The organism is Bradyrhizobium cedriense, from assembly GCF_054602315.1.
This window is the reverse complement of record NZ_JBTSWB010000001.1, coordinates 700,647-725,309: the sequence shown is the minus strand read 5'-3', so window position 1 is coordinate 725,309 and position 24,663 is coordinate 700,647. Positions and strand designations below refer to the sequence as shown.

At 65.9% G+C, this 24,663-nt stretch carries 17 protein-coding genes; 10 read left to right on the top strand and 7 right to left on the bottom strand.

Annotation, left to right across the window (positions count from 1 at the left end):
- Positions 1-195: 195 nt before the first annotated feature.
- From ACYCVF_RS03410 to ACYCVF_RS03380, 7 genes are all read left to right on the top strand, one after another.
- Positions 196-1,755, top strand: coding sequence for an efflux transporter outer membrane subunit (locus ACYCVF_RS03410; RefSeq protein WP_459597132.1), 1,560 nt, complete (start codon positions 196-198; stop codon positions 1,753-1,755).
- Positions 1,752-2,984 carry an efflux RND transporter periplasmic adaptor subunit gene (locus ACYCVF_RS03405; RefSeq protein ID WP_459597131.1) on the top strand — a complete coding sequence of 411 codons (1,233 nt, stop codon included), beginning with the start codon at positions 1,752-1,754 and terminating at the stop codon, positions 2,982-2,984. Before ACYCVF_RS03410 ends, ACYCVF_RS03405 begins: the two co-directional genes overlap by 4 nt.
- Position 2,985: 1 nt before the next feature.
- Entirely contained in the window at positions 2,986-4,947 is a 1,962-nt protein-coding gene (locus ACYCVF_RS03400; protein WP_459597130.1) for a MacB family efflux pump subunit, read from the top strand.
- A gap of 90 nt (positions 4,948-5,037) precedes the next feature.
- On the top strand, positions 5,038-5,748 hold the full coding sequence (locus ACYCVF_RS03395) for a response regulator (RefSeq protein WP_459597129.1): 711 nt from the start codon (positions 5,038-5,040) through the stop codon (positions 5,746-5,748).
- Positions 5,745-7,076 carry an ATP-binding protein gene (locus tag ACYCVF_RS03390; RefSeq protein WP_459597128.1) on the top strand — a complete coding sequence of 444 codons (1,332 nt, stop codon included), beginning with the start codon at positions 5,745-5,747 and terminating at the stop codon, positions 7,074-7,076. The genes ACYCVF_RS03395 and ACYCVF_RS03390 overlap by 4 nt, the downstream gene beginning before the upstream one ends.
- Positions 7,077-7,135: 59 nt before the next feature.
- A complete protein-coding gene (locus ACYCVF_RS03385) occupies positions 7,136-8,296 on the top strand; it encodes an MFS transporter (protein WP_459597127.1) in 1,161 nt (386 codons plus the stop codon).
- Between the two features lie 320 nt (positions 8,297-8,616).
- Complete coding sequence (locus ACYCVF_RS03380) at positions 8,617-11,460, top strand: ATP-binding protein (protein ID WP_459597126.1); 2,844 nt, start codon at positions 8,617-8,619, stop codon at positions 11,458-11,460.
- A gap of 17 nt (positions 11,461-11,477) precedes the next feature.
- Here the strand turns inward: ACYCVF_RS03380 and msrA are convergent, their stop codons facing one another.
- From msrA to ACYCVF_RS03350, 6 genes are all read right to left on the bottom strand, one after another.
- Complete coding sequence (gene msrA, locus ACYCVF_RS03375) at positions 11,478-11,993, bottom strand: peptide-methionine (S)-S-oxide reductase MsrA (RefSeq protein ID WP_459597125.1); 516 nt, start codon at positions 11,991-11,993, stop codon at positions 11,478-11,480.
- A gap of 142 nt (positions 11,994-12,135) precedes the next feature.
- Complete coding sequence (locus ACYCVF_RS03370; protein WP_459597124.1) at positions 12,136-12,558, bottom strand: OsmC family protein; 423 nt, start codon at positions 12,556-12,558, stop codon at positions 12,136-12,138.
- Positions 12,559-12,668: 110 nt separating this feature from the next.
- Positions 12,669-13,517: an enoyl-CoA hydratase/isomerase family protein gene (locus ACYCVF_RS03365; RefSeq protein WP_459597123.1), complete on the bottom strand. Its 849-nt coding sequence runs from the start codon at positions 13,515-13,517 to the stop codon at positions 12,669-12,671.
- Between the two features lie 31 nt (positions 13,518-13,548).
- On the bottom strand, positions 13,549-14,862 hold the full coding sequence (locus ACYCVF_RS03360) for an epoxide hydrolase family protein (RefSeq protein WP_459597122.1): 1,314 nt from the start codon (positions 14,860-14,862) through the stop codon (positions 13,549-13,551).
- Between the two features lie 241 nt (positions 14,863-15,103).
- The gene (locus ACYCVF_RS03355) at positions 15,104-15,793 is read right to left on the bottom strand and encodes a VOC family protein (protein ID WP_459597121.1); all 690 of its coding nucleotides are present in this window, start codon (positions 15,791-15,793) and stop codon (positions 15,104-15,106) included.
- Positions 15,794-15,838: 45 nt separating this feature from the next.
- Complete coding sequence (locus ACYCVF_RS03350; protein WP_459597120.1) at positions 15,839-16,507, bottom strand: sensor histidine kinase; 669 nt, start codon at positions 16,505-16,507, stop codon at positions 15,839-15,841.
- A gap of 320 nt (positions 16,508-16,827) precedes the next feature.
- On the opposite strand from ACYCVF_RS03350, the gene ACYCVF_RS03345 reads away from it, so the two are divergent.
- The 3 genes from ACYCVF_RS03345 to ACYCVF_RS03335 all read left to right on the top strand — a co-directional run bounded on the left by ACYCVF_RS03345 (position 16,828) and on the right by ACYCVF_RS03335 (position 21,630).
- Positions 16,828-19,686 carry an ATP-binding protein gene (locus ACYCVF_RS03345; protein WP_459597119.1) on the top strand — a complete coding sequence of 953 codons (2,859 nt, stop codon included), beginning with the start codon at positions 16,828-16,830 and terminating at the stop codon, positions 19,684-19,686.
- 118 nt (positions 19,687-19,804) lie between these two features.
- Positions 19,805-20,512, top strand: a complete 708-nt coding sequence (locus ACYCVF_RS03340) for a hypothetical protein (RefSeq protein WP_459597118.1) — start codon at positions 19,805-19,807, stop codon at positions 20,510-20,512.
- Positions 20,513-20,679: 167 nt separating this feature from the next.
- Positions 20,680-21,630 (top strand): alpha/beta fold hydrolase, encoded by a 951-nt coding sequence (locus tag ACYCVF_RS03335; protein WP_459597117.1) that lies wholly within the window; start codon positions 20,680-20,682, stop codon positions 21,628-21,630.
- A gap of 25 nt (positions 21,631-21,655) precedes the next feature.
- On the opposite strand, the gene ACYCVF_RS03330 is transcribed toward ACYCVF_RS03335, so the two are convergent.
- The gene (locus ACYCVF_RS03330; RefSeq protein WP_459597116.1) at positions 21,656-24,535 is read right to left on the bottom strand and encodes an ATP-binding protein; all 2,880 of its coding nucleotides are present in this window, start codon (positions 24,533-24,535) and stop codon (positions 21,656-21,658) included.
- Between the last annotated feature and the right edge of the window lie 128 nt (positions 24,536-24,663).

Genomic DNA, 24,663 nt, shown 5'->3' with positions numbered 1-24,663 from the left:
ACAGGCTCGATGTCTTGCCTTGCAGGCACCAGGCGGCGGGCGCGAGATGCCCCGCAACATCTGTTTACATCCAGCAACATTCCGGCTGCCGAAAGGCCACGATCGCGCGGCTAGTGGGTCCTGTTCGTCGTACCCTTCCGAAGGCCATGGGCACCGCACGTCCCGCGGCAAGGCTCATGGATCTCAGCCGATTTGATGCCGTCACACTTGTTCGTCGCCGTTCCCACGCCATCCGCAGAGGAGAACCATCACCCGACGCCGCCCCCACTGCGCGCCGCCCTGTCGCACGCCGGATCGGCCTGCGTCGCGCTGATGTTGGGTGCCACATTGGCTGGCTGCGCCGTCGGGCCGGATTATGCCGGGCCTCCCAGGCTGGATATGCCGTCGCACTGGAGCGCGCAACCCACGTCCCGGCGGCAGACCGGCACGCTCGATCGATGGTGGCTGCGCCTGCGTGACCCCCTGCTCAACCGGCTGATCGAACAGGCCGTCGAAGCCAACCCCGATGTCGCCAAGGCCAAGGCGGTCGTGCGCGAGGCGCGCGCAACGGTGCAGCAGACCGGCGCCGGCCTGTTTCCCTCCGTCAGCGGATCGGCCTCGGTGACCGACAACAAGACCAGCGTGGGCTCCGCCTCCGCCGTCATCGACACCGCGCCCTACACCCTGCACCAGGCGAGCTTCGATTCGAGCTGGGAGCTCGACCTGTTCGGCGGCACGCAACGGAGCATCGAAGCAGCGGTGCGTGGGCAGCAATCGGCCGAGGAGGATCTGCGCAACAGCCTCGTCACGCTGATCGGCGACGTCGCCGCCTATTACGTGGAGGCGCGGGGCTACCAGGCGCGGATCGCGCTGGCGCGACGAACATCGATCTCGCAGCGCGACACCGAGAAGCTGACCCGCAGCAAATACGAGGCCGGCAGCGGCAACGCCGTCGATCTCGCCAAGGCGACGGCACAAGCGGCGAGCACGGAAGCGAACGTTCCGACCTATCAGGCGGCGCTTGCGGCCGATATTCACCGGCTCGGCATCCTGCTCGGACGGTCGCCCGACGGCGTCGCTTCGCTGATGGCAAAGTCCGCGCCCGTGCCTGCACCGCGCATGCCGTTGCCCGCGGGCCTGCCCGCCGATCTCCTCATGAGCCGCCCGGACGTTGCCAGCGCCGAGCGCAAGCTCGCCCAGGCCACCGCCAAGATTGGTGCCGCCGAGGCCGATCGCTATCCTGCGGTGTCGCTGACCGGCTCGGTCGGCACCTCCGCGCTGCGCGCCGGCGACCTCGCAAAATATTCCAGCGTGAGCTGGTCGGTCGGACCCTCGGTCACAGTGCCGGTGTTCGACGCGGGCAAGCGCCTGGCGACGGTCAAGATCGCTGAGGCGCAACGCGACCAGGCGTTCGCGACGTTCCATTCGACCCTGCTCACCGCGCTTGAAGACGTCGAGAACGCACTGGTCTCGCTGTCGCGCGAACGCGTCCGCACAACCAAGCTGACCGAAGCGGCGAAGAATTACCGCGAGGCCGCGCAGCTGTCGCGTTCGCTTTTCGAGACCGGCAGCGCCAGTTTCATCGACGTGCTGGACGCCGAACGCTCGCTCTATTCGGCAGAGGATTCGCTGATCCAGAGCAAGGTGTCGGCGGCCAAGGACTACATTTCCCTCGCGAAGGCGCTCGGCGGCGGCTGGACCGATCCGGTCGAGACATCGACGCCCATCATCGTGGACACCAACACGGGACCTCACTTCCGGGAGACGGTGAAGTGACTGATATCATCACCGCCAAGCGCCTGAAGATCGCCGCCGCCCTGATGGCCGTCATCGTAACGGGCGTCGTGGCGGCCACGCGTTTTCCCGGCACATCGAGCAAGGCGCAGTCCTACATCACCGCGCCGGTCACTGTGAGCGATTTGCGCGAGGAGGTGCTCGCAAGCGGCACGCTCAAGCCGGCGCGCCTGACCGCCGTCGGCGCGCAGGTGTCGGGCCGGATCACCGCGCTCAACGTGCGTGTCGGCGACCGCGTCAAGGCCGGCGACGTCATCGCCCAGATCGATCCCGTCACCAAGCAGAACGATTTACGGAACTCGGAAGCTTCGTTGAAGAACTACCGTGCGCAGAAGGTCGAAAAGGAGGCTGCGCTGGTGCTAGCCGAGGCGAACCTGGCGCGCCAGCAGGCAACATTGGCGCAACGTGCGACGTCGCGCAGCGATTTCGACAGCGCAGATTCCGCGGTGCGCCAGACCCGGGCCCAGATCGCGGCCCTGGAGGCGCTGATCGTGGGCGCCGAAGCCAGCGTCGAGACGGCACGGGTGAACCTCGAATACACTCGCATCACTGCCCCGATCGACGGCACGGTGCTCGCCACTGTCGTGCAGGAAGGGCAAACGGTCAACGCGGTGCAGTCTGCGCCGACCATCGTCGTACTCGGCCAGCTCGAGACGATGACCGTGCGTGCCGAGATTTCCGAGGCCGATATCGTCAAGGTCAAGCCGGGCCAGGCGCTGTATTTCACCATCCTGGGCGACCAGGATCACCGCTACGAGGCAAGGCTGGAGCAGATCGAGCCGGCGCCCGAATCGATCAAGAGCGACGCCAGCTTCTCCTCGACCACCACGTCGAGCTCGAGCACGAGTTCGAGTTCATCGAGCTCCACCAGCACCGCCATCTACTACATCGGCGTCTTCAACGTCCCCAACAAGGATTTTTCGCTGCGGACCTACATGACCGCCGAGGTGCACATCATCACCGGTGAGGCCAAGCGCGTGAAGGTCATCCCCGCGCTCGCGCTGATGCGGAAATCCGACGGCCGCAGCACCGTCCGCACCCTCGATGCATCGGGTGAAGTCCACGAGCGCGAGGTCAAGACCGGACTCAACGACCGCACGACGGTCGAGATCAGATCCGGCCTCGATGAAGGCGACCGGGTCATCACCGGAGAAGCCAACGAGCAGACCGCATCGCGCGGCATGCCCGGCGGCCCGCCCGGAGGTCCCTGAGATGGCCGATCCCATCATTGCGCTCGAGAGCGTCCGGCGCGAGTTCAGGGCCGGGGACAGCAGCGTGGTCGCGCTCGACGATTTGTCGCTGAGCATCCAGCCCGGCGAGATGGTGGCGATCATCGGCTCGTCCGGCTCGGGCAAATCGACGCTGCTCAACATCCTAGGCTGCCTCGACCGCCCGACCTCCGGCGCCTACCGCGTCGCCGGCAAGAGCGTCTCCGAGCTCGATGCGGACGCGCTGGCAGCGCTGCGCCGCGAACATTTCGGCTTCATCTTCCAGCGCTATCATCTGCTCGGCGACCTCTCGGCCGCCGAGAACGTCGAGATCCCCGCCATCTATGCCGGGATGAAGGCCAGGGAGCGCCGCACGCGCGCCGAAAAGCTCCTGGCGAGGTTGGGTGTGAACGACCGGCGCGGCCATCGCCCGAACCAGCTGTCGGGCGGCCAGCAGCAGCGCGTCTCGATCGCACGCGCGCTGATCAACGGCGCCGAGGTCATCCTGGCAGACGAGCCGACCGGCGCGCTCGACCGCCGCAGCGGCGAGGAAGTCCTCAAGATTCTGAAGGAGCTGCACCGGGAGGGGCGGACGATCATCATCGTCACCCATGATGCCGACGTCGCGGCAAGGGCGGAGCGCATCATCGAACTGCGGGACGGCAGGATCGCAGCCGACCGCCGAACCGAGACCGCGGACATGTCCGAACCGCCGCCTCCGGTCCCGCGGAGCTCGTGGGAGGGCGGTCGCGGCTGGCAGGGTGCATTGCGGCGCCTGCGGGAAGCCTCGCGGATGGCGCTGGTGGCGATGGCCGCACACAGGCTGCGCGCGTTCCTGACCATGCTCGGAATCATCATCGGCATCGCTGCGGTGTCGTCCGTGGTCGCGCTCGGCAACGCCTCCCAGCGCAAGGTGCTGTCCGACATCTCGAGCCTCGGCACCAACACGATCGAGGTGTTTCCGGGAAAGGACTTCGGCGATGCACGTGCCGGAAAGATCAAGACGCTCGTCCTCGGCGATGCCCGCGCGCTCGGCCAGCAGAGTTTCATTGCCGGGGTCACGCCGACGGTCTCGACCAGCACGACGATCCGCTACCGCGGCAACGAATCGAACGTGCTGGTCAACGGCGTCGGCGAGAGCTACTTTCTGGTCAAGGGCGCCAAGCTCGCGAAAGGACGCCTGTTCGACGCCGATGCGGTTCGCAACATCGAGCGGCAGGTCGTCATCGACGACAACACCCGCAAGACCTTCTTCGCCGACGACCAGACCGCAGGGATAGGTCGCGTCATCTGGCTCGGCAAGGTGCCCTGCCGCATCGTCGGCGTCATTGCCCAGCAGCAGGGCGGGTTCGGCTCGAACCAGAACCTCTCTGTGTATCTTCCCTACACCACCGTACAGGCCCAGTTCACCGGCGACCGCGCGCTGCGCAGCATCCTGCTCCGGATCAGCGACGAGATCTCGACCGCGCTGGCACAGGATGCGGTCACCACTCTGCTGACGCAGCGACACAACACCAGGGACTTCGTCATCCTCAACACCGACGACATCCGCCGCACCATCACCAGCACGACACAGACCCTGGCCTTCCTCGTGGCCGCGATCGCGGTGATCTCGCTGGTCGTCGGCGGCATCGGCGTGATGAACATCATGCTGGTGTCGGTCTCCGAGCGGATCGGCGAGATCGGCGTACGCATGGCGGTCGGCGCAAGGCGCAGCGACATTCTCCAGCAGTTCCTGGTGGAGGCGACGCTGATCTCGTCGATCGGCGGCATCGCCGGCATTCTGATCGCGCTCCTGCTCGGCACGGCGATCAACTTCGCGATGCCGGGGTTTCAGGTCACCTATTCGATGTTTTCGATCGGGGCGGCGTTCCTGACCTCGACCGGTATCGGGGTCGCCTTCGGCTTCTTCCCCGCCCGCCGCGCCGCTTTCCTCGACCCCGTAGTGGCTTTGAGCCGTGACTAATTCTAGGATTGAACCATGACCGTAGTTCTTCGGACGAGACAATCGTCCGCAAATCGACCAACGATCGGCCCCCCCGATGCGATATCAGTCATGACCCAAGGCACGCAGAACATCCTGATCGTCGAAGACGACCGGCAGACCCGCGACCTCATCTCGCGCTATCTGCGCGAGCATTCGTTCTCGGCCGGCGCGGTCACCAACGGCAAGGAGATGGACCGCTACCTCTCGCAGAACAAGGTCGATTTGATCGTGCTCGACCTGATGCTGCCGGGAGAGGACGGCCTCAGCCTGTGCCGCCGCGTGCGCATGGAGTCCATGACGCCGATCATCATCCTCACGGCGAAGGGCGAGGACCTCGACCGGATCCTCGGCCTCGAAATGGGTGCCGACGACTATCTGCCGAAGCCGTTCAACCCGCGCGAACTCGTTGCCAGGATCAACGCCGTGCTGCGACGGCAATCGAGCGAGCATGCGACCACCACGGCGACGCGGCTCAAATTCCAGGGGTGGACGATCGATCTTCGCCTGCGGGAGTTGCGCGACCCCGAGGGCGCGCAGGTGCCGCTGACCAGCGCCGAGTTCGATCTGCTGCAGGCTTTCTGCGAACGGGCCGGCCGCATCCTGACCCGTGACAATCTCCTGAGCATGACGCGCGGCCGTCCCGGCGGCAGCTTTGGCCGCAGCATCGACGTGCTGGTCAGCCGGCTGCGCCGCAAGCTCGACCGTACGGAAGAGACGTCCGTCATCAAGACCGTCCGCACCGGCGGCTACGTCTTCACGCCGGTGGTGGAGGAAGCATGAGCCGCGCCGCCGGCATCCTGGCGCTGTTCAGCTTCAGGCGGATCAGCGGCCAGATCGCGGCCCTGGTACTGGTCTCGCTGGTCCTGATCCACGTCTTGATCGCCGGGTATTTCCTGCTCAGCCGTCCGAAGCTCTTGACCGATGCGCCGGTCGAGCAGTTCGAGCTGATCGCCCAGATCATCGGCAATACGCCCAAGGCGGAACGCGCGGTCGTCCTCGAAAGCATCAGCCGGACCTTTCCGGCGCTCAAGCTGCAATTGCGGGAAAGTGTTTCCACTTCCGCGACGCCGCTGCCGACGCGAACGCCCATGGCCATCCCGTCAGCGCTTGGCGGCCGGGCCGAATTCATTCCCGGCACCGGCGCGCAGCAGGACCGGGTCTGGTTCTACGTCGCGGGCGACGACGTACTCGAGGCAACGATCGGATGGTCCAAGATGCCGGCCTTCGTCAGCGGCCTCTGGACCTCCACGCTGCTGTTCCTGGTGGCGAGCGTCACGCTGCTCGGCATATGGGCCGGCCGCGCACTGTCCTCGCCTCTGTTGGCCTTCGCGCGCGCGGCGGAGAATTTCAGCCTGAACCGGTCTTCGTCGCCGTTGCCGGAAAACGGGCCGGAGGAGATCAAGTCCGCGGCCAGGGCGCTGAACCGGATGCGCGAGCGCATCACGGCGCTGATGAACGAGCGAACCCGCATGCTCGCCGCCATCAGCCATGATCTGCGCACGCCGATCACGCGGTTGCGGCTGCGCTCGGAATATATCGAGGATGCGGCCCAGCGCATGCAGACCGTGCGCGATCTCGATCAGATGCAGTCGATGCTGGAGTCGGTGCTCTCCTTGTTGCGCAGTGAAAGTCCGGTCAAGCCGACGCTGGTGGACGTCGCCGCGCTGCTGCAGATGGTCTGCGAACAGTTCTCCGATTGCGGCTATGCGGTGAGCTATTCGGGTCCCGACCGGGCGGCGTTCGTCCTGCGGCCGGACGAAATCATCCGCGCGGTCACCAACCTCGTGCAGAACGCGACGCGCTTCGGAACTGAAGTCGAGGTCTCACTGTTGACGTCGGGGAATCAGCTCGTCGTCGACGTTTGCGACAATGGACCGGGCATTCCCGACGAGAGGAAGGCGGCAATGCTGGAACCCTTCGTACGCGGCGAGGACGCCCGGACCATGGACGAGACGGCGGGATTTGGCCTCGGCCTCTCGATCGCCCGGGCGATCGTGACCGCGCATGATGGAACGCTTCAACTGCTCGACAACGAGCCGAACGGCCTGCGCGTCCGCTTGCAGCTTTCGAGGGTCGACCGCGACGATCCGAGTCCTGCTCGGCCATAAAGCCGCGGCATTCGTCGGGTTACTCCTCCGCCCCGCCCCTGCTTTTCCCCGGAGTTCTCATGTCTTCTGCCGACCGGCCGGCCACGCGCCTTGCGACCCGGCTCGCCTTCCTCGTCGCCGGCTTCGGCATCGCGTGCTGGGCGCCGCTGGTGCCGTTCGCGAAGGCGCGGCTCGCGGTCGACGACGGCGTGCTCGGGCTGCTGCTGCTCAGCCTCGGCGTCGGCTCGGTCGTCGCGATGCTGCTGACAGGCCTCATCAGCGCACGTTACGGCAGCAGGCCGATCATCGTTGCGGGCGGGTTCGCTCTCGCGCTGGTGCTGCCGCTGCTCGCGATCGCAAGCTCTCCCATGTCGCTGGCGCTGGCGCTCTTTGCGTTCGGCGCCGCGCTCGGCTCGATCGACGTCGCCATGAACATCCATGCCGTGGAGGTGGAGCGCGCCGCGGCACGCCCGCTGATGTCCGGCTTCCACGCACTGTTCAGCATCGGCGGCTTCGCTGGATCCGCGCTGATGACGGCGCTGCTTTCGCTGCAACTCGGCGCGCTCGCCTGCACGCTGATCTGCTCCGTCCTGATTCTGATCACGATGTTTGTCACCTGGCCGCGCCTGCTTCGCTCCGTGCAGGTGCAGGAGGGGCCCTTGTTCGTGCTGCCGCACGGATCGGTGCTGCTGCTTGCGCTGCTCGGCGCCATCACCTTCCTCGTCGAAGGCGCGATGCTCGATTGGGGCGCGCTGCTCGTGATCGGCGCGGGGCTCGTCACCGAGGCGCAAGGCGGAGCCGGCTACATCGTGTTCTCGATCGCGATGACGATAGGAAGGCTCGGCGGCGACGCGGTGGTGGCGCGCATCGGGGACCGCACGACATTGCTCTGGGGCAGCCTCATCGCGATCGCGGGCTTCGTGGTCCTGCTCACGGCGCCCGTTGCCGCGGTCGCCATCGGCGGATTCCTGCTGATCGGACTCGGCGCGTCAAACCTCGTGCCGGTGCTGTTTCGCCGGGCGGCGCGGCAGACGGTGATGCCGACAGGGCTTGCTGTCGCCGCGATCACGACTGCGGGCTATGCAGGGATCCTGATCGGCCCTGCCGGAGTAGGCTTCGTCGCACGGCTTGGCGGATTGCCATTGGCGTTCTGGCTGCTGGCCGCATTGATGGGCCTCGTCACACTGTCGGCACGGATCGTCACGTCGGAGCAGCGCGAAGGATCGCGCGTCGATGCGTGAGCGGCCTTGCCGCCGGATTCATGGATGAAGAGCCGGTCCGCCGAGGTGATCGGATGAGGCGGGGCTGGCTGGCGAACCGACAGGTCGCAGCAAAGCGCCACGGCGGGCAATGGTCTCACCCGGTCAGCCGCCCAGGGCATGGTCCTGGCATGCCAACGTAAGCCATTCGTTCGCGGGCACTATTTTGTGCCGCCCGAGGCAAACCCAAAGCCATCTGCGCTGGCCTATCTGCCATGCGGCTTTCGGCCAGTTTACTGGACGTCTCGTTCTGCTAGACGGGAACAAGATACCTTTTGTCTCCCGTTCCCCGGGCCAATGGCGTGCCTGCTGACAACCATCAAGATTCGGTCGTTTCATTCGGGCCATTTCGCCTGTTTCCAAAGTCGCGCCTCCTGGAGAAGGAGGGTGCGCCGCTTCATATCGGCGGCCGCGCGCTCGATATTCTCATCCTGCTTTCCGAGCGCCCCGGCGAAGTCATCGACAAGAGGGAGCTGGTCAGGCGTATCTGGGCCGACGTGAACGTCGACGAAGGCAGTCTGCGCTTCCACGTCGCGGCGCTGCGCAAGGCGCTCGGCGATACCGGCAAGTTGGCCCGTTATGTCATCAATGTGCCCGGCCGCGGCTATTGCTTTGTCGCGCCGTTCGCTCAGGCAGCTCCGCCGGTCGTCCAAGCCCCACCCGCAATCGTCCCTCCCCGCTCCCTGCCGGCTCCGCTTGCGAGGATGGTGGGGCGGGAGGAGGTGATCGAGAAGATCTCGAATGGATTGACGCTCCATCGCTTCATGACCGTGGTCGGCCCGGGCGGCATCGGCAAGACTGCCGTCGCCATCACGGTGGGTCATCGCCGCTCGGCGGATCTCGGCGGGCGCGTCTTCTTCGTCGACTTCGGTCCGCTCAGGGACGCGAGCCATGTCACAACCACCATCGCCTCGGTGCTCGGGCTGACCGTCAGCTCGGAGGATCCGACTCCGGCCCTCCTGACATATCTGAGGACTGGACCGGCCCTGCTGATCCTCGACAGTTGCGAGCATGTGCTGGACACGCTGGCTCCGGTCGTCGAGCGCATCGTTCGCGAAGCGCCGCAGCTTCGCGTTCTCGCGACCAGCCGCGAGTCGTTCCGCAGCGAAGGCGAGCGGATCTTCCGGCTGTTCCCGCTGGATTGTCCGCCGGAGCGCGAGGGGCTCGCCGTCGCCGAGGTCCTAGCCTACCCCGCAGCTCAGCTCTTCGTCGAGCGCATCGCGCAGAGCTCGGGTCCGTTCCAACTCAGCGCGGAAGAAGCGCCGCTGGTCGCGAACATCTGCCGGCGTCTCGACGGCATCGCGCTGGCGATCGAGCTCGCGGCGGGCCGCGTCGATGCGTACGGCATCGCCGGCACGGCCTCCCTGCTCGACAGCCGCTTTTCACTGCAATGGCGGGGGCGGCGCACGGCCGTGCCGCGGCACCAGACGCTCGCCGCGGCGCTCGACTGGAGCTACGACCTGCTGCCTCCCGCGGAAAGCGCCACCCTGCGGCGCCTGTCGGTATTCGCCGGGCCGTTCGCACCGGAGGCGGCCGCCGCGGTCGCATCCGGCGATGGCCTCAGCGCCTCGGAGACGCTGGAGGCGATCGACAGCCTGGTCACCAAATCGCTGATCTCGCCATCCGGTTCGCGGGCGCTGCGCTATCGCCTGCTCGACACCACGCGCACCTACGCGCTCGGCAAGCTGAACGAGCTCGGTGAAGTCAGGCAGTTCGCGCGGCGCCATGCCGAGCATTTTCGAGACTTCTTCGAGCGGGCGGAGGCGGATACGTCGACACCGCTGCCCGAATGGCTGAGCATGCATGCTGGGGAGCAGGACAACGTGCGCGCCGCGCTGGATTGGGCCTTTGCGCCCGACGGCGACGCCCGGCTCGGTATCGCGCTGACTGCGGCCGCGGTCACGCTGTGGGTGCGCCTTTCGTCGTTCGCCGAATGCCGCGAACGGACAAGAACGGCGCTCGCAGCTCTCGGAGACAGCGGGGACGACGACCGCATCCGCATGCAGCTGCTGTCGGCGCTCGGCTGGTCGCTGATGTATGGCGAGGGCCGCGCCCGCGAGGCGCGCCCGATCCTGGAAACGACTCTCGAACTCGCGGACAGGCTCGACGACAAGGATTTCCGCCTGCGCGCTTTGTGGGGCCTGTGCATCGACCAGTTCAACAACGGACAGTTCGGCAAGGCCCGTTCGATCGCCGATCGTTTTGCGAACGCGGCAGCGAACTCTCCCGACAAGACCGACCTCATGCTGGGCGACCGTCTGATGGCCGTTGCGCTGCACTATCTCGGCGACCAGAACGAGGCGCGACGGTGCATCGACCGGGTCAGCGCATCGTTGCACGTGCTGGCGGAAAAGCCCAAGATCTTCCCGCTCGACCTCAGGATCTCGACGCAATATTTCCGGGCCCGCATCCTGTGGCTGCAAGGTCTCGCCGACCAGGCCCGGGCGCTGGCGGCAAGAAACATCGACGAAGGCCGGGCCAACGGCCACGCCCTGACCTTCTGCAGCGTGCTCGGACAGGCCGCATGCCCGGTCGCCTTCTGGGCCGGCGATCTCGACGCCGCGCAACGCCACGGCAGCGAGCTGCTCGAGCACACCGATCGGCACGCGATCCGGCTGTGGGGCCTGTGGGCAAGAGCCTTCAATGCCGCCGTCGTCGCCAAGCGCGGCGACGTCGCGATCGGCCTGCCGCTGCTGCGCGAAGAACTCGATCGCGCCGGCGATGCACGCTTCCTGCCGCGCTTTCTTCCCCTGCTCGGCGAGCTCGCGGCGTGCTTTGGCGAAGCCGACCAGGTCGATCGCGGCCTCGACGTCATCGAGGATGTCCTGACCCGTTGCGACGATCGTCAGGAGCTATGGTATCTCCCCGAACTGATCCGCATCAAGGGAGAGTTGATGCTGCGGAGCGCGCGGCATTCAGGGGACGCGGAGGCTCGCTTTCGCGAGGCCATGGAGATCTCCCGCCGGCAGGGCGCGCGCTTCTGGGAGCTGCGTTGCGCGATCAGCCTTGCGCGGCTGAAGATGGGGACCGGCCAGAACGCGGACGCTCTGGCCGCTCTGAAGAACGTCTCAAGATCGTTCACGGAGGGCACCGAGATCGCCGACATGCGCACCGCGCGGGAGTTGATGGCGCAGCTCCGCAACTGACCGCGCGAAGATGCGCGCTAACCTCCCATCGCAGCTGCACGCCGCGGCAGCTTCCAGTCGGGCCGGATGAAGTGGCAGGTGTAGCCGTCGGGATAACGTTCGAGATAGTCCTGATGCTCCGGCTCGGCTTCCCAAAACTCGCGAGCGGCCGCAACCTCGGTCACCACCTTGCCGGGCCACAGGCCGGACGCCTCGACGTCGGCAATGGTGTCTTCGGCGATCCGCTTCTGCTCGTCGCTTGTGTAGAAGATCGCCGAGCGGTAGCTGGTGCCGAGATCATTGCCTTGGCGATTGAACGTGGTGGGATCATGGATCTGGAAGAAGAACTCCAGCATCGTGCGGAAGCTGGTCCTGGCGGGATCGAAGATGATCTCGATCGCCTCGGCATGACCTTCGTGATTGCGGTAGGTCGCGTTCTTCACCGCACCGCCGGTGTAACCGACGCGTGTGGAGATCACGCCCGGCTGCTTGCGGATCAGATCCTGCATGCCCCAGAAGCAGCCCCCGGCCAAAACTGCGCGTTCTGTCGTCATCTGTCCGCTCCCAATTGATCGCTCTGTCCGCTTTGCATCTGCACATCATATATATGCTTCGGCCGCCGGGCAAAAAGCCATGCATTGCATGAATGTCCACCCGGTTCCTAGAACCGGATGGACCCAAGGCAAACGCTTGCCTCTAGCCCAGCTTGGCGTCGAGGGTGATCGTGGCGTTGAGCACCTTCGACACCGGGCAGTTCTTCTCGGCCTCGCCGGCGATCTTCGCAAAGCCGGCCTCGTCGAGGTTCGGCACTTTTGCACGCAGGGTCAGCGCGGACTTACTGATCTTGAAACCCTTGCCTTCGGGCTCGAGTGTCACCGCGGCTTCCGTCGATAGCTCGTCGGGTGTGAAACCCGCCATCTGAAGGCCGAAGGCCAGGGCCATCGTAAAACAGCCGGCGTGGGCCGCCGCGATCAACTCCTCGGGATTGGTGCCCTTCTCGTTCTCGAACCGCGTCTTGAATGAATAGGGCGTCTCGGCCAGCACGCCGGACTCGCTCGTCAGATGGCCGGTGCCGTCGCGGCCCGTGCCTTTCCAAACTGCTTTTGCCTTGCGGATCATCTCAGTTCTCCTCGTTTGCCTTTGCGCACCATCGCTCTGTACCGGTGGAAGGCGGCATCGGCGTGACCGCCTGCCGCCGCTCCAACCGGCCGAGCGTCGCAACGGTTCCGTCAGCTCCCGATCTGTCCGACGTGGAAGCCGAGCCGGTTCTCGACGTCGCCGGCGCGATGGAAGCCGCGCGCCAACAGCGCTTTGAGGCGGCTCTGGCTCGCGGGGCGGCCGAGCGCGGCCAGGAACGCATCCCACTCCGGCTTGATCTCGACATCCGGCGGCAGGCTCGCGACATCGACAAGGCGCTTGGTCTCGGCGATCGCCTCCTTGTCGAAGGACGCAATGCGCATCGCGAGCGCCTCGACGAAACCGTCGAGCTCGGCATCCGGCAACGACCGGTTGACATAGCCATAGCGCTCGGCGAGATCGCCGTGGATGTCGTCTGCGCCGAGCAGCACTTCGAGCGCACGGCCGCGGCCCATCAGGCGCGGCAACCGCGCCATCGGTCCGCCGCCGGGCACGAGGCCCGCGCCGACCTCCCATTGCGACAGGATCGCCTTCTCGCGGCTGGCAAAACGCATGTCGCTGGCGAGCGCGAGCTCGCTGCCGACACCGGTCGCGCGGCCCCGGATCGAGGCGATGGAGACGACCGGCGCGCGGCTGAGGCGCACCAGCATGTCTGGCAGCGCCTGAAGACCGGTCGGCCCGGGCGGGATGCTGAGGGAATCCTTCAGCGGCGCGAGGAAGTCGTAATGCGTGATGAAAAAGCCTTCGATCGCGCTGTCAAACACGACCACTTTCACCTGCGGATCGGTCTCGATCGCGGTGACGACGTCACCCAGCAGTGGAAGGTGCCTGGGGCCGAAGATGTTGACCGGCGGCATGTCGAAGGTGACGCGCCAGTAAGACGGCAGCCGGCGCTCGAGGCGGATGTCACCGGTCGTGAAGTTGCGTTCGGGACCGTTCATTGCTTGCACTCCTGATGTATGGGTTCGCATCTCAGATCGATTGCCGCAGCGGACGGAACGCCGTCCGCACTTCTGCAGAAAGCAGTGCCGGTTGCTCCCAGGCCGCGAAGTGGCCGCCCTTGTCGAGGCGGTTGTAGTGAATCAGCTTGGGATAGGCTTTCTCGGCCCAGCTGCGCGGCGCGGCATAGATCTCGTCCGGGAAGACGCTGACGGCGACAGGGATATTGACGTGCTTGGGCGCGAAGAACACCAGCTTGTTCTCCCAGTACAGCCGCGCCGACGACACCGCGGTATTGGTGAGCCAGTAGAGCGTGATGTTGTCGATCACATCGTCGCGCGACAAGCCCTCCGTCCTGCCGTCGAAGACGCGCGCGATCATCGCGGCGCTGCGCGCATCGTGATCGAGCATCCAGGACGCGAGGCCCGCCGGCGAGTCCACGAGACCGTTGAGCGTTTGCGGCCGGTTCGACATCTCGATCGCGTAGCCGAGGCCGTGCTTGTAGAAATCATCGAGCTGGTCGTAGGCAAGGCGCTCGTCGGCCGAAAGGTTCGCCGGGCGCGTTCCGCCGGGCTGCAGCGCCTTGGCGATGTCGTCAGGGACGGTCGCGGGCATGTTGGTGTGGATGCCGAGCAGCTCCGGCGGCGCGATCAGCGCCATCTGCTCGGTGACGGCATTTCCCCAATCGCCGCCTTGCGCGACATAACGACTATAGCCGAGCCGATTCATCAGCGCGATCCAGGCGCGCGCGATCCGCTGGGGATCCCAGCCGAGCTCCGTCGGCTTGCCCGAGAAGCCGTGGCCGGGCAGCGAGGGGATCACCAGATCGAACGCGTCCATGGCCCTGGCGCCGTGCGTGGTCGGATCGGTGAGCGGGCCGACGATCTTCATCTGCTCGATGATCGAGCCCGGCCAGCCATGCGTGACGATCATCGGCAGCGCATTCTCGTGCCGCGAGCGGACGTGAATGAAGTGGATGTCGACACCGTCGATCTCGGTGACGAATTGCGGCAAAGCGTTCAGCCGCGCTTCGATCTTGCGCCAGTCGTAGTCGCTCTGCCAGTAGCGCACGAGCGCCTGCACCGTCCTCAGCTGCACGCCCTGCGATTGATCGGTGACGATCTCGCGATCCGGCCAGCGCGTGGCAGCGAGACGACGACGGAGGTCGAGCAGGTCCGCCTCGGGCACGCTGACGTGGAATGGACGGATCGCGCCACTCGCCGCCGCCCTTGCCGGATGCAGCGGCAGCAGGCTCGACACGCTGGCGGCGACCGCGCCCATCGCGGCCTGGCTCAGCAATTGACGGCGGTCGGGATTGAGGATGTCGGTGCGGACTTGCGTCGTCATTTTGGATCTCCCTTGCTTCGACCGGCGCCGGTGATCGGGTTCGAGAGCGGCACGTCGGTTCGTTCTGTGCAGAGATTGGCGCGGGCAAGTCCGATTTGCTCGTTATGGCTTGTTAGGCCGCGTTAGCGCTTGCGAGTCCGCGCGATGAACCAGAACACGCGAGGCCGAGACGGGACGGTGCGCGACAGGTCAGTCATCGCGTGCCGTATCGGCCAAAGTCAGGAGCTGGGTCGGCTGCAATTCACGACGGCAGCGGCTGGCCGGCCTGCTCGCGAACGACATAGTCGGCGTACCATTCCGCCCAGTTCTCATCGTGTCCGCCGGTCCGCGTCTCGTGCTCGCCATGCGCGACCGCCGCGCGGCGCAGCGCCGCCGCCAGATCGGTCGCCGAAGGGAACGTCGTGGCGCCGCCCGCGATGCGCCCGGGCAGCCGGGTCGTAACCTCCTGGAACAGCCATCCATTGCCGTCGGGATCGCTGAATGAGGCGAATGAGCTATAGCTGCCGCGTTTCGGGTCGGCACCGTCGACGCGAACGCTGCCGAACAGATAAGGCTCGTCGGGCCCGGCATGAACGTCCCCGGCACCGTGGAACGGCTCGCTGACTTCGACGCCGCGGTCGAGCAGATCCTTCCGCGCCGCCTCCAGATCGGAGACGATCAGGTAGAGACCTCGCGCCGAGCCTGGCGCTGCGGCCGTCACGTTCCTGCCGAAGATCACGGAGCAGGCCGACCCCGGGGGCGTGAACTGAATCACGCGCCAATCGTCGCCTGACGTGAAATCAGCGTCCAGTCGCCAACCGAGGCGCGCGTAGAACGCCTTGGCACGGTCGACGTCGGACACGGGGATGACGACGACCTCGAGCTTCACGTCAATGTTGCGCGATGTCGAGGACCCGGTCCCGGTTTCGCGATCGATTTCGATGGTGGTCATGTCGAACTCCCTGATGTGAGACGCGGTTGCAGACACGGAAGGGCTTCATGCGACAGTCGGCATCACGATCGTCACCCGCGTGCCGCCCTGCCCGGCCTCGCCGTGCAACTGCGCGCGGATGCTGCGCGCGAGCCCTTCGAGGATCCGGCTGCCGGTGCCCTGAAGCGGAGCGGTCGCACCAATGCCGTTGTCGGCCACCGTGCAGAGCCAGGCGCCGTCGCGGCTCGCCAATTCGATGCGGATCAGCGCACCACTTCTGTTCGGAAAAGCGTGCTTCGCCGCATTCGTGACCAGTTCGGTGAGCATCAGCGCGAGCCGATGACATTGAGCAGCCGGCAACCTGCCGCTCTCGATCGCGGCTTCGCAGCGAATGCCTGCCGGCTCCAGCACCGCTTCGGAGAGGGCGCCGCACAGGTTTTCGAAGAACGGCTCCACGGCGGTAGCCGACGGATCGTCATTGTCGGACAGGAGCTGATAGAGCCGTCCGAAGGCAACGATGCGCCGTTCGAGCCGGTCCACCGCCAGCGACACATCCCTCTTACTCGCACGCGTGAAGTCGCGGCGGACCGACGCACCCAAAAGCGTCAGCGTGTTCTTCATGCGATGGTGGGATTCCCGCAGCACGAGCTCCCAGTCACGCGACTGATCCTCGAGACTGGCGACGAATGGGGGTCGAACGACGTGGTCGTTCGCCCGAGCGCCGATACCGGACATCATAGCCTCCCCATTGAAACAGGATCTCACGGCTATAGTGGATGCGTCGCGCGCGCTTTGCCCGTTAGACGTTGCAAGATTCTGTTATGATCGGCGGCGCCCGCATCTTGCGGCGGGCACCCGTGCCTCGAAGGTCAGGCGCGCTGACGAATTGTCGCAGCCGCGTCCTAAACCGCTCGCGTTTAAGCAAAATTTGCGACACACGTCTCGCTGCGATCGGCAGTCGCCACGCGATTTCGCCACTTTCGGCCGGTGTACTGGACGTCTCGTTCTGGTAATCAAATTGCAGACTTCAGCTCATTGACTGGAATTGTTGGCCCGTGCCGGACACTAACGACCAGGATTCGGTCATTGCCTTCGGGCCGTTCCGCCTGTTCGCGAAATCGCGGCGGCTCGAAAAGGATGGCGCACCGCTTCACCTCGGCGGCCGAGCGCTCGACATCCTCATTTTTCTCGTCGAGCGCGCCGGAGAGGTCGTTGACAAGCGGGAGCTGATCAAGCGCATCTGGGCCGACGTGAACGTCGACGAAGGCAGCCTTCGCTTCCACATCACGACGCTGCGCAAGGCCTTGAATGACAAGCCGTTGGACGATGCCGGCGAAGGCTCCCGCTACGTCGTCAACGTTCCGGGACGCGGCTATTGCTTCGCGGCTCCGCTGCTCCGGCCTGCTCCATCGGAGAGCCGGGCGAGCCCGCCCGCCGCTTCGCCGCGCTCGCTGCCTTCGCCACTCGCGAAGATGATCGGCCGGGACGATGCGGTCGAGCGGATTTCCGCCGAGCTTGCCCACCATCGCTTCGTCACAATCGTCGGCCCCGGCGGGATCGGCAAGACGTCGGTGGCACTCGCAGTCGCGCAGGGCGAGCTCGCAGCCTTCGACGGCCAGGTGTGCTTCGTCGATTTCGGCGCGTTGACAGATGCTCCGCTGGTCCCCGGAACGATTTCGGCCGCGCTGGGCCTGACCGTCAATTCCGAAGACCCGATACCGAACTTGCTGGCGGTCCTGCGCAGCCGCCGGGTGTTGCTGCTGTTCGACAGTTGCGAGCATATCCTCGACGAACTCGCCCCTCTGGCCGAGCGCCTCGTCCGCGAAGCACCGCAGCTGCACATTCTGGCCACCAGCCGCGAATCCTTTCGGGCTGAAGGCGAACGCGTCCATCGGCTGTTTCCGCTCGATTGCCCGCCGCAACGCGACGGGCTCGGTGTTGCTGACATCCTTGCCTATCCCGCAAGCCAGCTATTCGTTGAACGCATTGCCGAAAGTTTAAGCGAATTCGAGCTCCGCGATGAGGATGCGCCGCTGGTCGCCGATATCTGCCGGCGACTGGACGGCATTGCGCTCGCGATCGAACTCGCAGCCGGGCGCGTGAACGCCTATGGCATTGCCGGGACGGCCTCGCTGCTGGACAGCCGCTTTTCGCTGCTGTGGCGGGGACGGCGCACCGCGATTCCGCGGCACCAAACCTTGAGCGCGGCGCTCGCCTGGAGCTACGACCTGTTGCCGCCGGCCGAAGGCGCGACGCTGCGCGGATTGTCGGTGTTCGTCGGGCCGTTCACGCTGGAGGCCGCGCTTGCTGTCGCGTCCTGCCAGGGGATCCGTGAGCCTGAAGCCGCCGAGGCGATTTCGAACCTGCTGTCCAAATCCCTGATCGCGACCTCTCCTGCGGAGCGGCGGCTGCGCTACCGCCTGCTCGACACCACCCGCGCCTTCGCTGCGGACAAGCTCGTCGAGAACGGAGAAGCGGACCGCGTCGCGCGCGCACACGCCGAGTATTTCCGCGATTTCCTGCAAGACATTGCCCTCAAATCCACGGGCATGCAGAGCGCAGGCGGCTTCCTCCCCTATGCCGACCATTTGCCCAATGTCAGGGCCGCGCTGACCTTCAGCTTTTCGGACCGCCGCGACCGGACGATCGGCGTGGATCTGGCGGCCTCGGCGGCCCAGTTCTTCCTCGAACTGACATTGCTGACGGAATGCTACCGATGGACCCAGCAGGCTCTGGCATCGCTCGATACGAGCGCCGTGGACGGCCGGAAGGAAATGACCTTGCAGGCCGCGCTCGGCGTCTCCGTGATGTTCACGCAGGGCAACACCGAAGCGGTGCGGTCGGCGTTCACGCGCAGTCTCCAGCTTGCCCGGGAGCTCGAGGACCTGCACTGGCAGCTCTGGCTGCTGCGCGGATTGCACATCTACCTGACACGGATCGGAGATTTTCACGGCGCGCTGGGAACCGGCGAACAGGGCGAGAGCGTCGCGCGAAAACTCAACGATCCCGCCGCCACGCTAAACGTCGAATGGATGCTGGGCGTCGCGCATCATCTGATCGGTAACCAGGACAAGGCAGTTCGGTTCTGCGAGAGCGCGATGGTGCACAATCCCGGCTCGCAACGGCTGAACATCGGACATCTCGGCTATGACGACCGCATCGTCGCGCTGGTGGCGCTGGCGCGCGGCCTCTGGCTCACCGGCCGGCCCGAGCGTGCGATCGAGGCCGCCAGATACACCGTTCGCGAGGCTGAGCTGCTCGAACAGCCGCTGACCCTCGGCATCTCCCTGATCTGGACGATTTACGTGTTCCTCTGGGTCGGCGACTGGGACAACGCCGAAATCCTGATCGAGCGGCTGATCGAGCATTCGGCGCGGCACTTCCTCGGCCCCTATCACGCGGTCGGCACCGGCCAGAAAGGCGAGCTACTGCTGCGCCGCGGCGACGTTGCTGGCGGCATCGAACACCTTCGCCGCAGTCAGGCCACGTTGTACGCGACACGGCACCGGATCATGACGACCGTGTTTGCGACGGCGCTCGCGGAGGGTCTCGTTTCCCAGAATCAGCCCGACGAAGCCTTGCAGACGATCAACGAGGCAATCGCTGAGATCCCCGATCATGGGGAGTCCTTTGACATGCCGGAGATGCTCAGGGTCAAGGGCGACATTCTCGCCCGATCGGGCAACGCTGCGGAGGCCGAGAGCTGCTTGCGCCGATCGCTCGATCTGGCGCAGCGACAATGCGCCGCCGGCTGGGAGCTCCGCGGCGCGATCAGTCTCGGCCGCATCTGGCGCCAGACCGGAAAAGCCAGCGACGCACGCGACCTGCTCGCCCCTCTGGTCGCGCGCTACCAGGAGGGACTCCAGACCCGCGATCTGGTCGCCGCAAGGGAGCTGCTGGGCACCCTGAATTGACAGCATCTTCAACAGGATACCGTCAAAGCACCCGCTCGCAAGTCCTAACAACTTCTAACACGCCAAGCCGCCTGCGCCCCGCCATGGTGGCGACACTTCATGGTGGATTTGGCGGGACATGGCGCTTCTTGACGACGTAATCGATGCCAGCGGCGGCTTGGCCCACTGGAACAGCTTGAACCGGTTCACGCTCCACCTTTCCATCAGCGGATCGCTGTTCTCCAGCGCCGGCCATGCCCGGGAATTCAAGGATGTGACCGCGGAAGGCTCGACCCGCGCGCAGTCGCTCCGCTTCACCGGCATCACCGGAGGCGAGCACGCTGGCTCGTTTCAACCCGACGCGATCACGATCGAGAGCCTGGATGGCGAGGTCCTGCGGACCTGGCGCAACCCGAGCCTCGCGTTTCCCGAGGTTGGCTTGCCTGCGCTCGCGGACGAACTGCATCTGGTGTTCTTTTGCGGCGTCGCCATCTGGAACTATCTGACCAACCCGTTCCTGCTCGCCCGTCCCGACGTCATGATCGAGGAGCTGCCGCCCTGGCGTGAGGGCGCCGAAACGTGGCGGCGGCTGCGGGCACAATTCCCCTCGCATTTGATCACGCTCGCGCCTGAACAGATCTTCTATTTCGACGAGAGCGCCCTGCAACGTCGGACGGATCACGATCTCTTCGGGATGAAAGTCGCCCAATACTCCTGGGCTCACGACAGCTTCGGCGGCATCGTCGTGCCGACACTTCGACGCGCGCAGACGCTGCGGCCCGACGGAACGGTCATCGCCAAACCCGTTCTGATGGACGTCGAGATCTTCGACGCCGCCTTCGAGTAGGACGACCCGCGCCAGTCTGACGGCACATCTCAACGTCTAACAATACATAACGAGCCAACCGCCCACCTTGGGTGCAGATTGCGCTGACGAGCATCAAGGTCATCCGCTGCGAGCAGATGGTCGCAGGCACCTCCGATGCATCGTCACCCTACACGCGGAGCAATGACATGAAGGTTCCAACCTCCCTTGCGCTCTCGGCGGCCCTGGCCTGCGCGACTGCGAACGCCTCGGCACAAGACTTGCGCTCGAGCCGCCGTTCGATCAGCTATCACACCATCGGTATCCATGACCTCGAGATCTTCTACCGCGAGGCTGGTCCCGCCGACGCACCGACCGTGCTGCTTCTGCACGGTTTCCCCTCCTCGTCGCGGATGTGGGAGCCTCTGCTGCCGCTGCTTGCCGACAGATATCACGTGATCGCACCTGATTATCCCGGCTTCGGCAATAGCAGCGCGCCGTCGCCCTCCGCTTTCACCTACACGTTCGACAACATCGCCGGCGTGATCGGCGAGCTCACGACGAAGCTCGGTCTCGGCAAATACGTCCTGTTCATGCAGGACTACGGCGGTCCTGTCGGCTTTCGCATGGCGCTTGCACACCCCGAGCGCGTCCGCGGCATTATCATCCAGAATGCGGTGTCGCACGAACAGGGCTTGAGCCCGCTCTGGGAAGCGCGTCGCAAGTATTGGGCCGACCCGGCCCACGAACTCGAGGCGCTCAAGGCCAATTTCACCTCGCTGGCGGCAACGCGTCAGCGGCATCTCGGCTCAAGCCCGCACCCCGAACGCTACGACCCCGACACCTGGAGCGACGAATACGCGTTCCTGACGCGCCCCGGTCAGGCCGATATCCAGGCCACGCTGTTCCTGGACTACCGGACCAACGTCGCCTCCTATCCCACATGGCAGGACTGGTTGCGCAAGACGCGGCCGCCGACGCTGGTGGTCTGGGGCAAATACGATCCGTCCTTCACCGTCGCCGGCGCGACCGCCTATTGCGACGACGTGCCCGATGCCGAGGTTCACATCCTGGAAGCAGGCCATTTCGCGCTGGATGAAGCCACCGACGAGATCGCCGCGGTCGTGCGCGATTTCCTTGCACGCCTGGACAAGGGCTAGGCTCGGGATTTCCGATCGCACGTGATCAAGCCGGCTGATCCAGCATCAGCCCTGCCGCCCTGAGATCGGCGGTGTCGAACCCCTCGGAGAACCGGGCATAGGTGCTGGCGAGCCGTTCAAGAGAATCCGGCACACCCTGCCGGTCGCGCAGTCGCACCAGCGACATCTCGGTCCGCAACAGCCAGGACAATGCGCCCTGGTGCTCGGCGAGCGTCGCCGACGCTGCCAGACTTGCCTCGGCAGCTGCGAGATTCCCGCCATGCGCCTCGAGCTCTCCCCGCATACGGAGAAGCTCCGGCATGTCGAAGGCGCCGCCTTCCCGCTCGACCCGCGCAATGGTCTCGTGCAGCACCTCTTGCGCTTCCGACAGCCGCCCGAGCGCCGCCAACGCCTGGGACAGGTCGGTGGCGAACGCCGATGCGTAGAGTTCGTAGCGATCCGCGTGCAGACGCGGGAGCGCAGTCCGCAACAGGTCGATGCCGCCGGTGACCTCGCCACGGGCAATCATGGCCTGCGCCCGAAAGCCGGTCGCGACGGCTTCGTAAGGAACGAGCCCGTGCAGGTTCGCATGCCTCGCCAAGCGACCGGTCATGGTCTCGACGGAGGACCAGTCGCCAACCCAGCCGAACACCGAGGCGGACCAGCATAATGCGATACAATGCATGACCACGTCGCGCGGCGCGGCGGCGCCGACGAGCAGGCGGATGCATTCGAGCGCACGATCAGGAAAGCCGCGTAGCCATAGCACGCGCGCGAGCGGAATCTGCGGCGTGCGCGAGTAGGCGAAATGTCCGGGTTGCGTGCCACGCAGCGCGGCATCGTCGCGCACGCCCCCGTCGAGATGGGCTTGCGCCTCGAGCTGGTCCCCGACGAGGTGATAGGACACGCCGAGCAGCGTCTTGCTACCGGCAACGCCTGCAGTATCGCCGATCAGGCGGGCAATCCGCTCGGCGTGACGCGCAGTCGGCACCAGATGCCGATAGCCGCCGGTCCGGCGGTAGAACATATTCAGCCGCGACAGTAGCCGGAATGTATTGGCATGATCGCCGAGCGCTTCCGAAATCTCCAGCCCTCGCCTGAGCGCCGCTTCCGCCTGCTCGCTGTTGCGCTCGGTGAACATGAGGGCGTGACCGAGGGCCGACTGAAGCTCGAGCTCCCATCTGCCGCCCCGCTCGACTTCGTCGAGCGTTGCGAGTGCCCGATCGGACCATATGCGCGCTTCGTTCAGCAAATTGAGCTCGACCAACAGCCTCGTGCAGCTACCTGCGAGCGGCACGCGCAGGCCAACGCCGTCAGCATTGGCGTGGCTCCATGCCAGAGCCGCGCGGGCGTCGGCGAGCAGGCCCGCCCGCTCGTGCGCGCGGGACGCCTGCTCTCGACTGCCCGGCTCTTTCATGCCGGCTTCGAGCGTTCGCTGAACATATACGGCATGACGGCGCGCGATCGCATCGGCCTGGCCGCCATCGGCTAGCTTCTGCATGGCATAGGCACGCGTTGCATCAAGCAGGCGATAGCGCCGCGACGGGCCGTCCGGTTGCGCCGACACCAGTGACTTGACCATGAGTTGCTCCAGCGCATGCACGACGCGATCCTCCGCGGTCGCCGCGTCAGCCGCCACCGCGATTGCGCCCTGCAACGTGAAGGAGCCCGCGAAGACGGCGAGGCGCTGAAACACGATGCGCTCGCTCTCGCCGATCAGGTCAAAGCTCCAATCGAGCGTGGCGCCGAGCGTCTGCTGGCGCGGCGGCGACGTTCGCCGCCCGGGCCATTCGAGCTGGAAACGGCTGTCGAGCAGCGCCGCCATCTCGCGCAATCCGTAGAAGCCGGCGCGCGCGGCGGCCAGCTCGATCGCGAGCGCGATGCCGTCGAGCTTGCCGCAGATCCGCACCAGGATTTCCGCATCCTCGTCCGTGATGGCGTCCCGATGGCCCGCCGCGATGGCGCGGTCCACGAACAGACGCGCAGCGGGATAATTCAGCACCTCGCCCGCGCTGAGGCGGGCGTCCTGCGGCGGACCGGGCAAGGGGGCCAGCTCGAAGATCCGCTCCCCTTCCACCAGCAGCGACTCGCGGCTGGTCGCGAGGATGGCGACGCCGGGCGCCTCACGGTAGATGGCTTCTGCGAGACGCGCGACCTCGTCGATGACGTGCTCGCAGCTGTCGAGAACAAGAAGTAGCCGTCGGCCGCGCAGAAAATTGACGATGCTGCCTGCGGGATCGTTGTGATGCACGACGAGGCCCAGCGCGGCAGCAACCGTGCTTGCGACCAGCGCGGTGTCCTGCAGCGAACCGAATTCGAGGAAATGGACGCTGCCCTCGAACCTGTCGCACATCTCATGTGCGAGCGCGGCCGCAATGGTGGTCTTTCCGATGCCGCCCGGCCCTCGCAGCGTGACGAAGCGATCGCGGACGAGGCGTGTTGCCAGCTCGGCCACGACGTCGTCCCGCCCGACCATCCGGTCCAGGCGACGTGGCAGAGTCGGTGGCGGGGCTGACGCTTCGGGCGGCCGCGACGCGGTCACAGGCGGCTCTGCACGTTCGCCACGCCGCACTGGCGCGACGAAGCAGTAGCCCCGGCCCGGGATGTTGGTGATGTAGCGGGCGCCGTCCTTGCCGTCGCCGAGCGCCTTGCGCAGCTCCGCGACATGGACCCGCAAGCTGATCTCCTCAACGGAGAGGCCGGACCACGCGTAGCTGAGAATCTCGTTCTTCGGCACCACCTCGCCGGCACGGCTGACAAGCAGACGCAGAATGTCCATCGCCCGGCTGCCGAGCTTGACTGGCGCGCCGTCCTTCTCCAGCAGCCGCGAACGCAGCGAGAACGGTCCGAACAAGACGGCATCGAGATCGAGGTTCGGACCAGTGTCGCCGCTACGGCGGCCATGTCCTGCCGAAAGCTCGGTCACATCGCGCTCATCTTGTCGGCTTCTTCGAAACGCGCCGCAACTATACAAGGCGCCGCTGCGTGGTCCAGTGAAGGCATTGTACCAGTATCATATGGGCGCGTCGGTCCGCCCGATGCGCTTTCCTCAGG

What these genes read in the sequence shown, in the direction of transcription:
- ACYCVF_RS03395 (WP_459597129.1), top strand. Translation starts at nt 5,038, where the DNA reads ATGACCCAAGGCACGCAGAACATCCTGATCGTCGAAGACGACCGGCAG.
- ACYCVF_RS03360 (WP_459597122.1), bottom strand. Translation starts at nt 14,862, where the DNA reads ATGACGACGCAAGTCCGCACCGACATCCTCAATCCCGACCGCCGTCAA.
- ACYCVF_RS03335 (WP_459597117.1), top strand. Translation starts at nt 20,680, where the DNA reads ATGAAGGTTCCAACCTCCCTTGCGCTCTCGGCGGCCCTGGCCTGCGCG.
- ACYCVF_RS03340 (WP_459597118.1), top strand. Translation starts at nt 19,805, where the DNA reads ATGGCGCTTCTTGACGACGTAATCGATGCCAGCGGCGGCTTGGCCCAC.
- ACYCVF_RS03355 (WP_459597121.1), bottom strand. Translation starts at nt 15,793, where the DNA reads ATGACCACCATCGAAATCGATCGCGAAACCGGGACCGGGTCCTCGACA.
- ACYCVF_RS03370 (WP_459597124.1), bottom strand. Translation starts at nt 12,558, where the DNA reads ATGATCCGCAAGGCAAAAGCAGTTTGGAAAGGCACGGGCCGCGACGGC.
- ACYCVF_RS03350 (WP_459597120.1), bottom strand. Translation starts at nt 16,507, where the DNA reads ATGTCCGGTATCGGCGCTCGGGCGAACGACCACGTCGTTCGACCCCCA.
- ACYCVF_RS03400 (WP_459597130.1), top strand. Translation starts at nt 2,986, where the DNA reads ATGGCCGATCCCATCATTGCGCTCGAGAGCGTCCGGCGCGAGTTCAGG.
- ACYCVF_RS03365 (WP_459597123.1), bottom strand. Translation starts at nt 13,517, where the DNA reads ATGAACGGTCCCGAACGCAACTTCACGACCGGTGACATCCGCCTCGAG.
- ACYCVF_RS03390 (WP_459597128.1), top strand. Translation starts at nt 5,745, where the DNA reads ATGAGCCGCGCCGCCGGCATCCTGGCGCTGTTCAGCTTCAGGCGGATC.
- ACYCVF_RS03410 (WP_459597132.1), top strand. Translation starts at nt 196, where the DNA reads ATGCCGTCACACTTGTTCGTCGCCGTTCCCACGCCATCCGCAGAGGAG.
- msrA (WP_459597125.1), bottom strand. Translation starts at nt 11,993, where the DNA reads ATGACGACAGAACGCGCAGTTTTGGCCGGGGGCTGCTTCTGGGGCATG.
- ACYCVF_RS03385 (WP_459597127.1), top strand. Translation starts at nt 7,136, where the DNA reads ATGTCTTCTGCCGACCGGCCGGCCACGCGCCTTGCGACCCGGCTCGCC.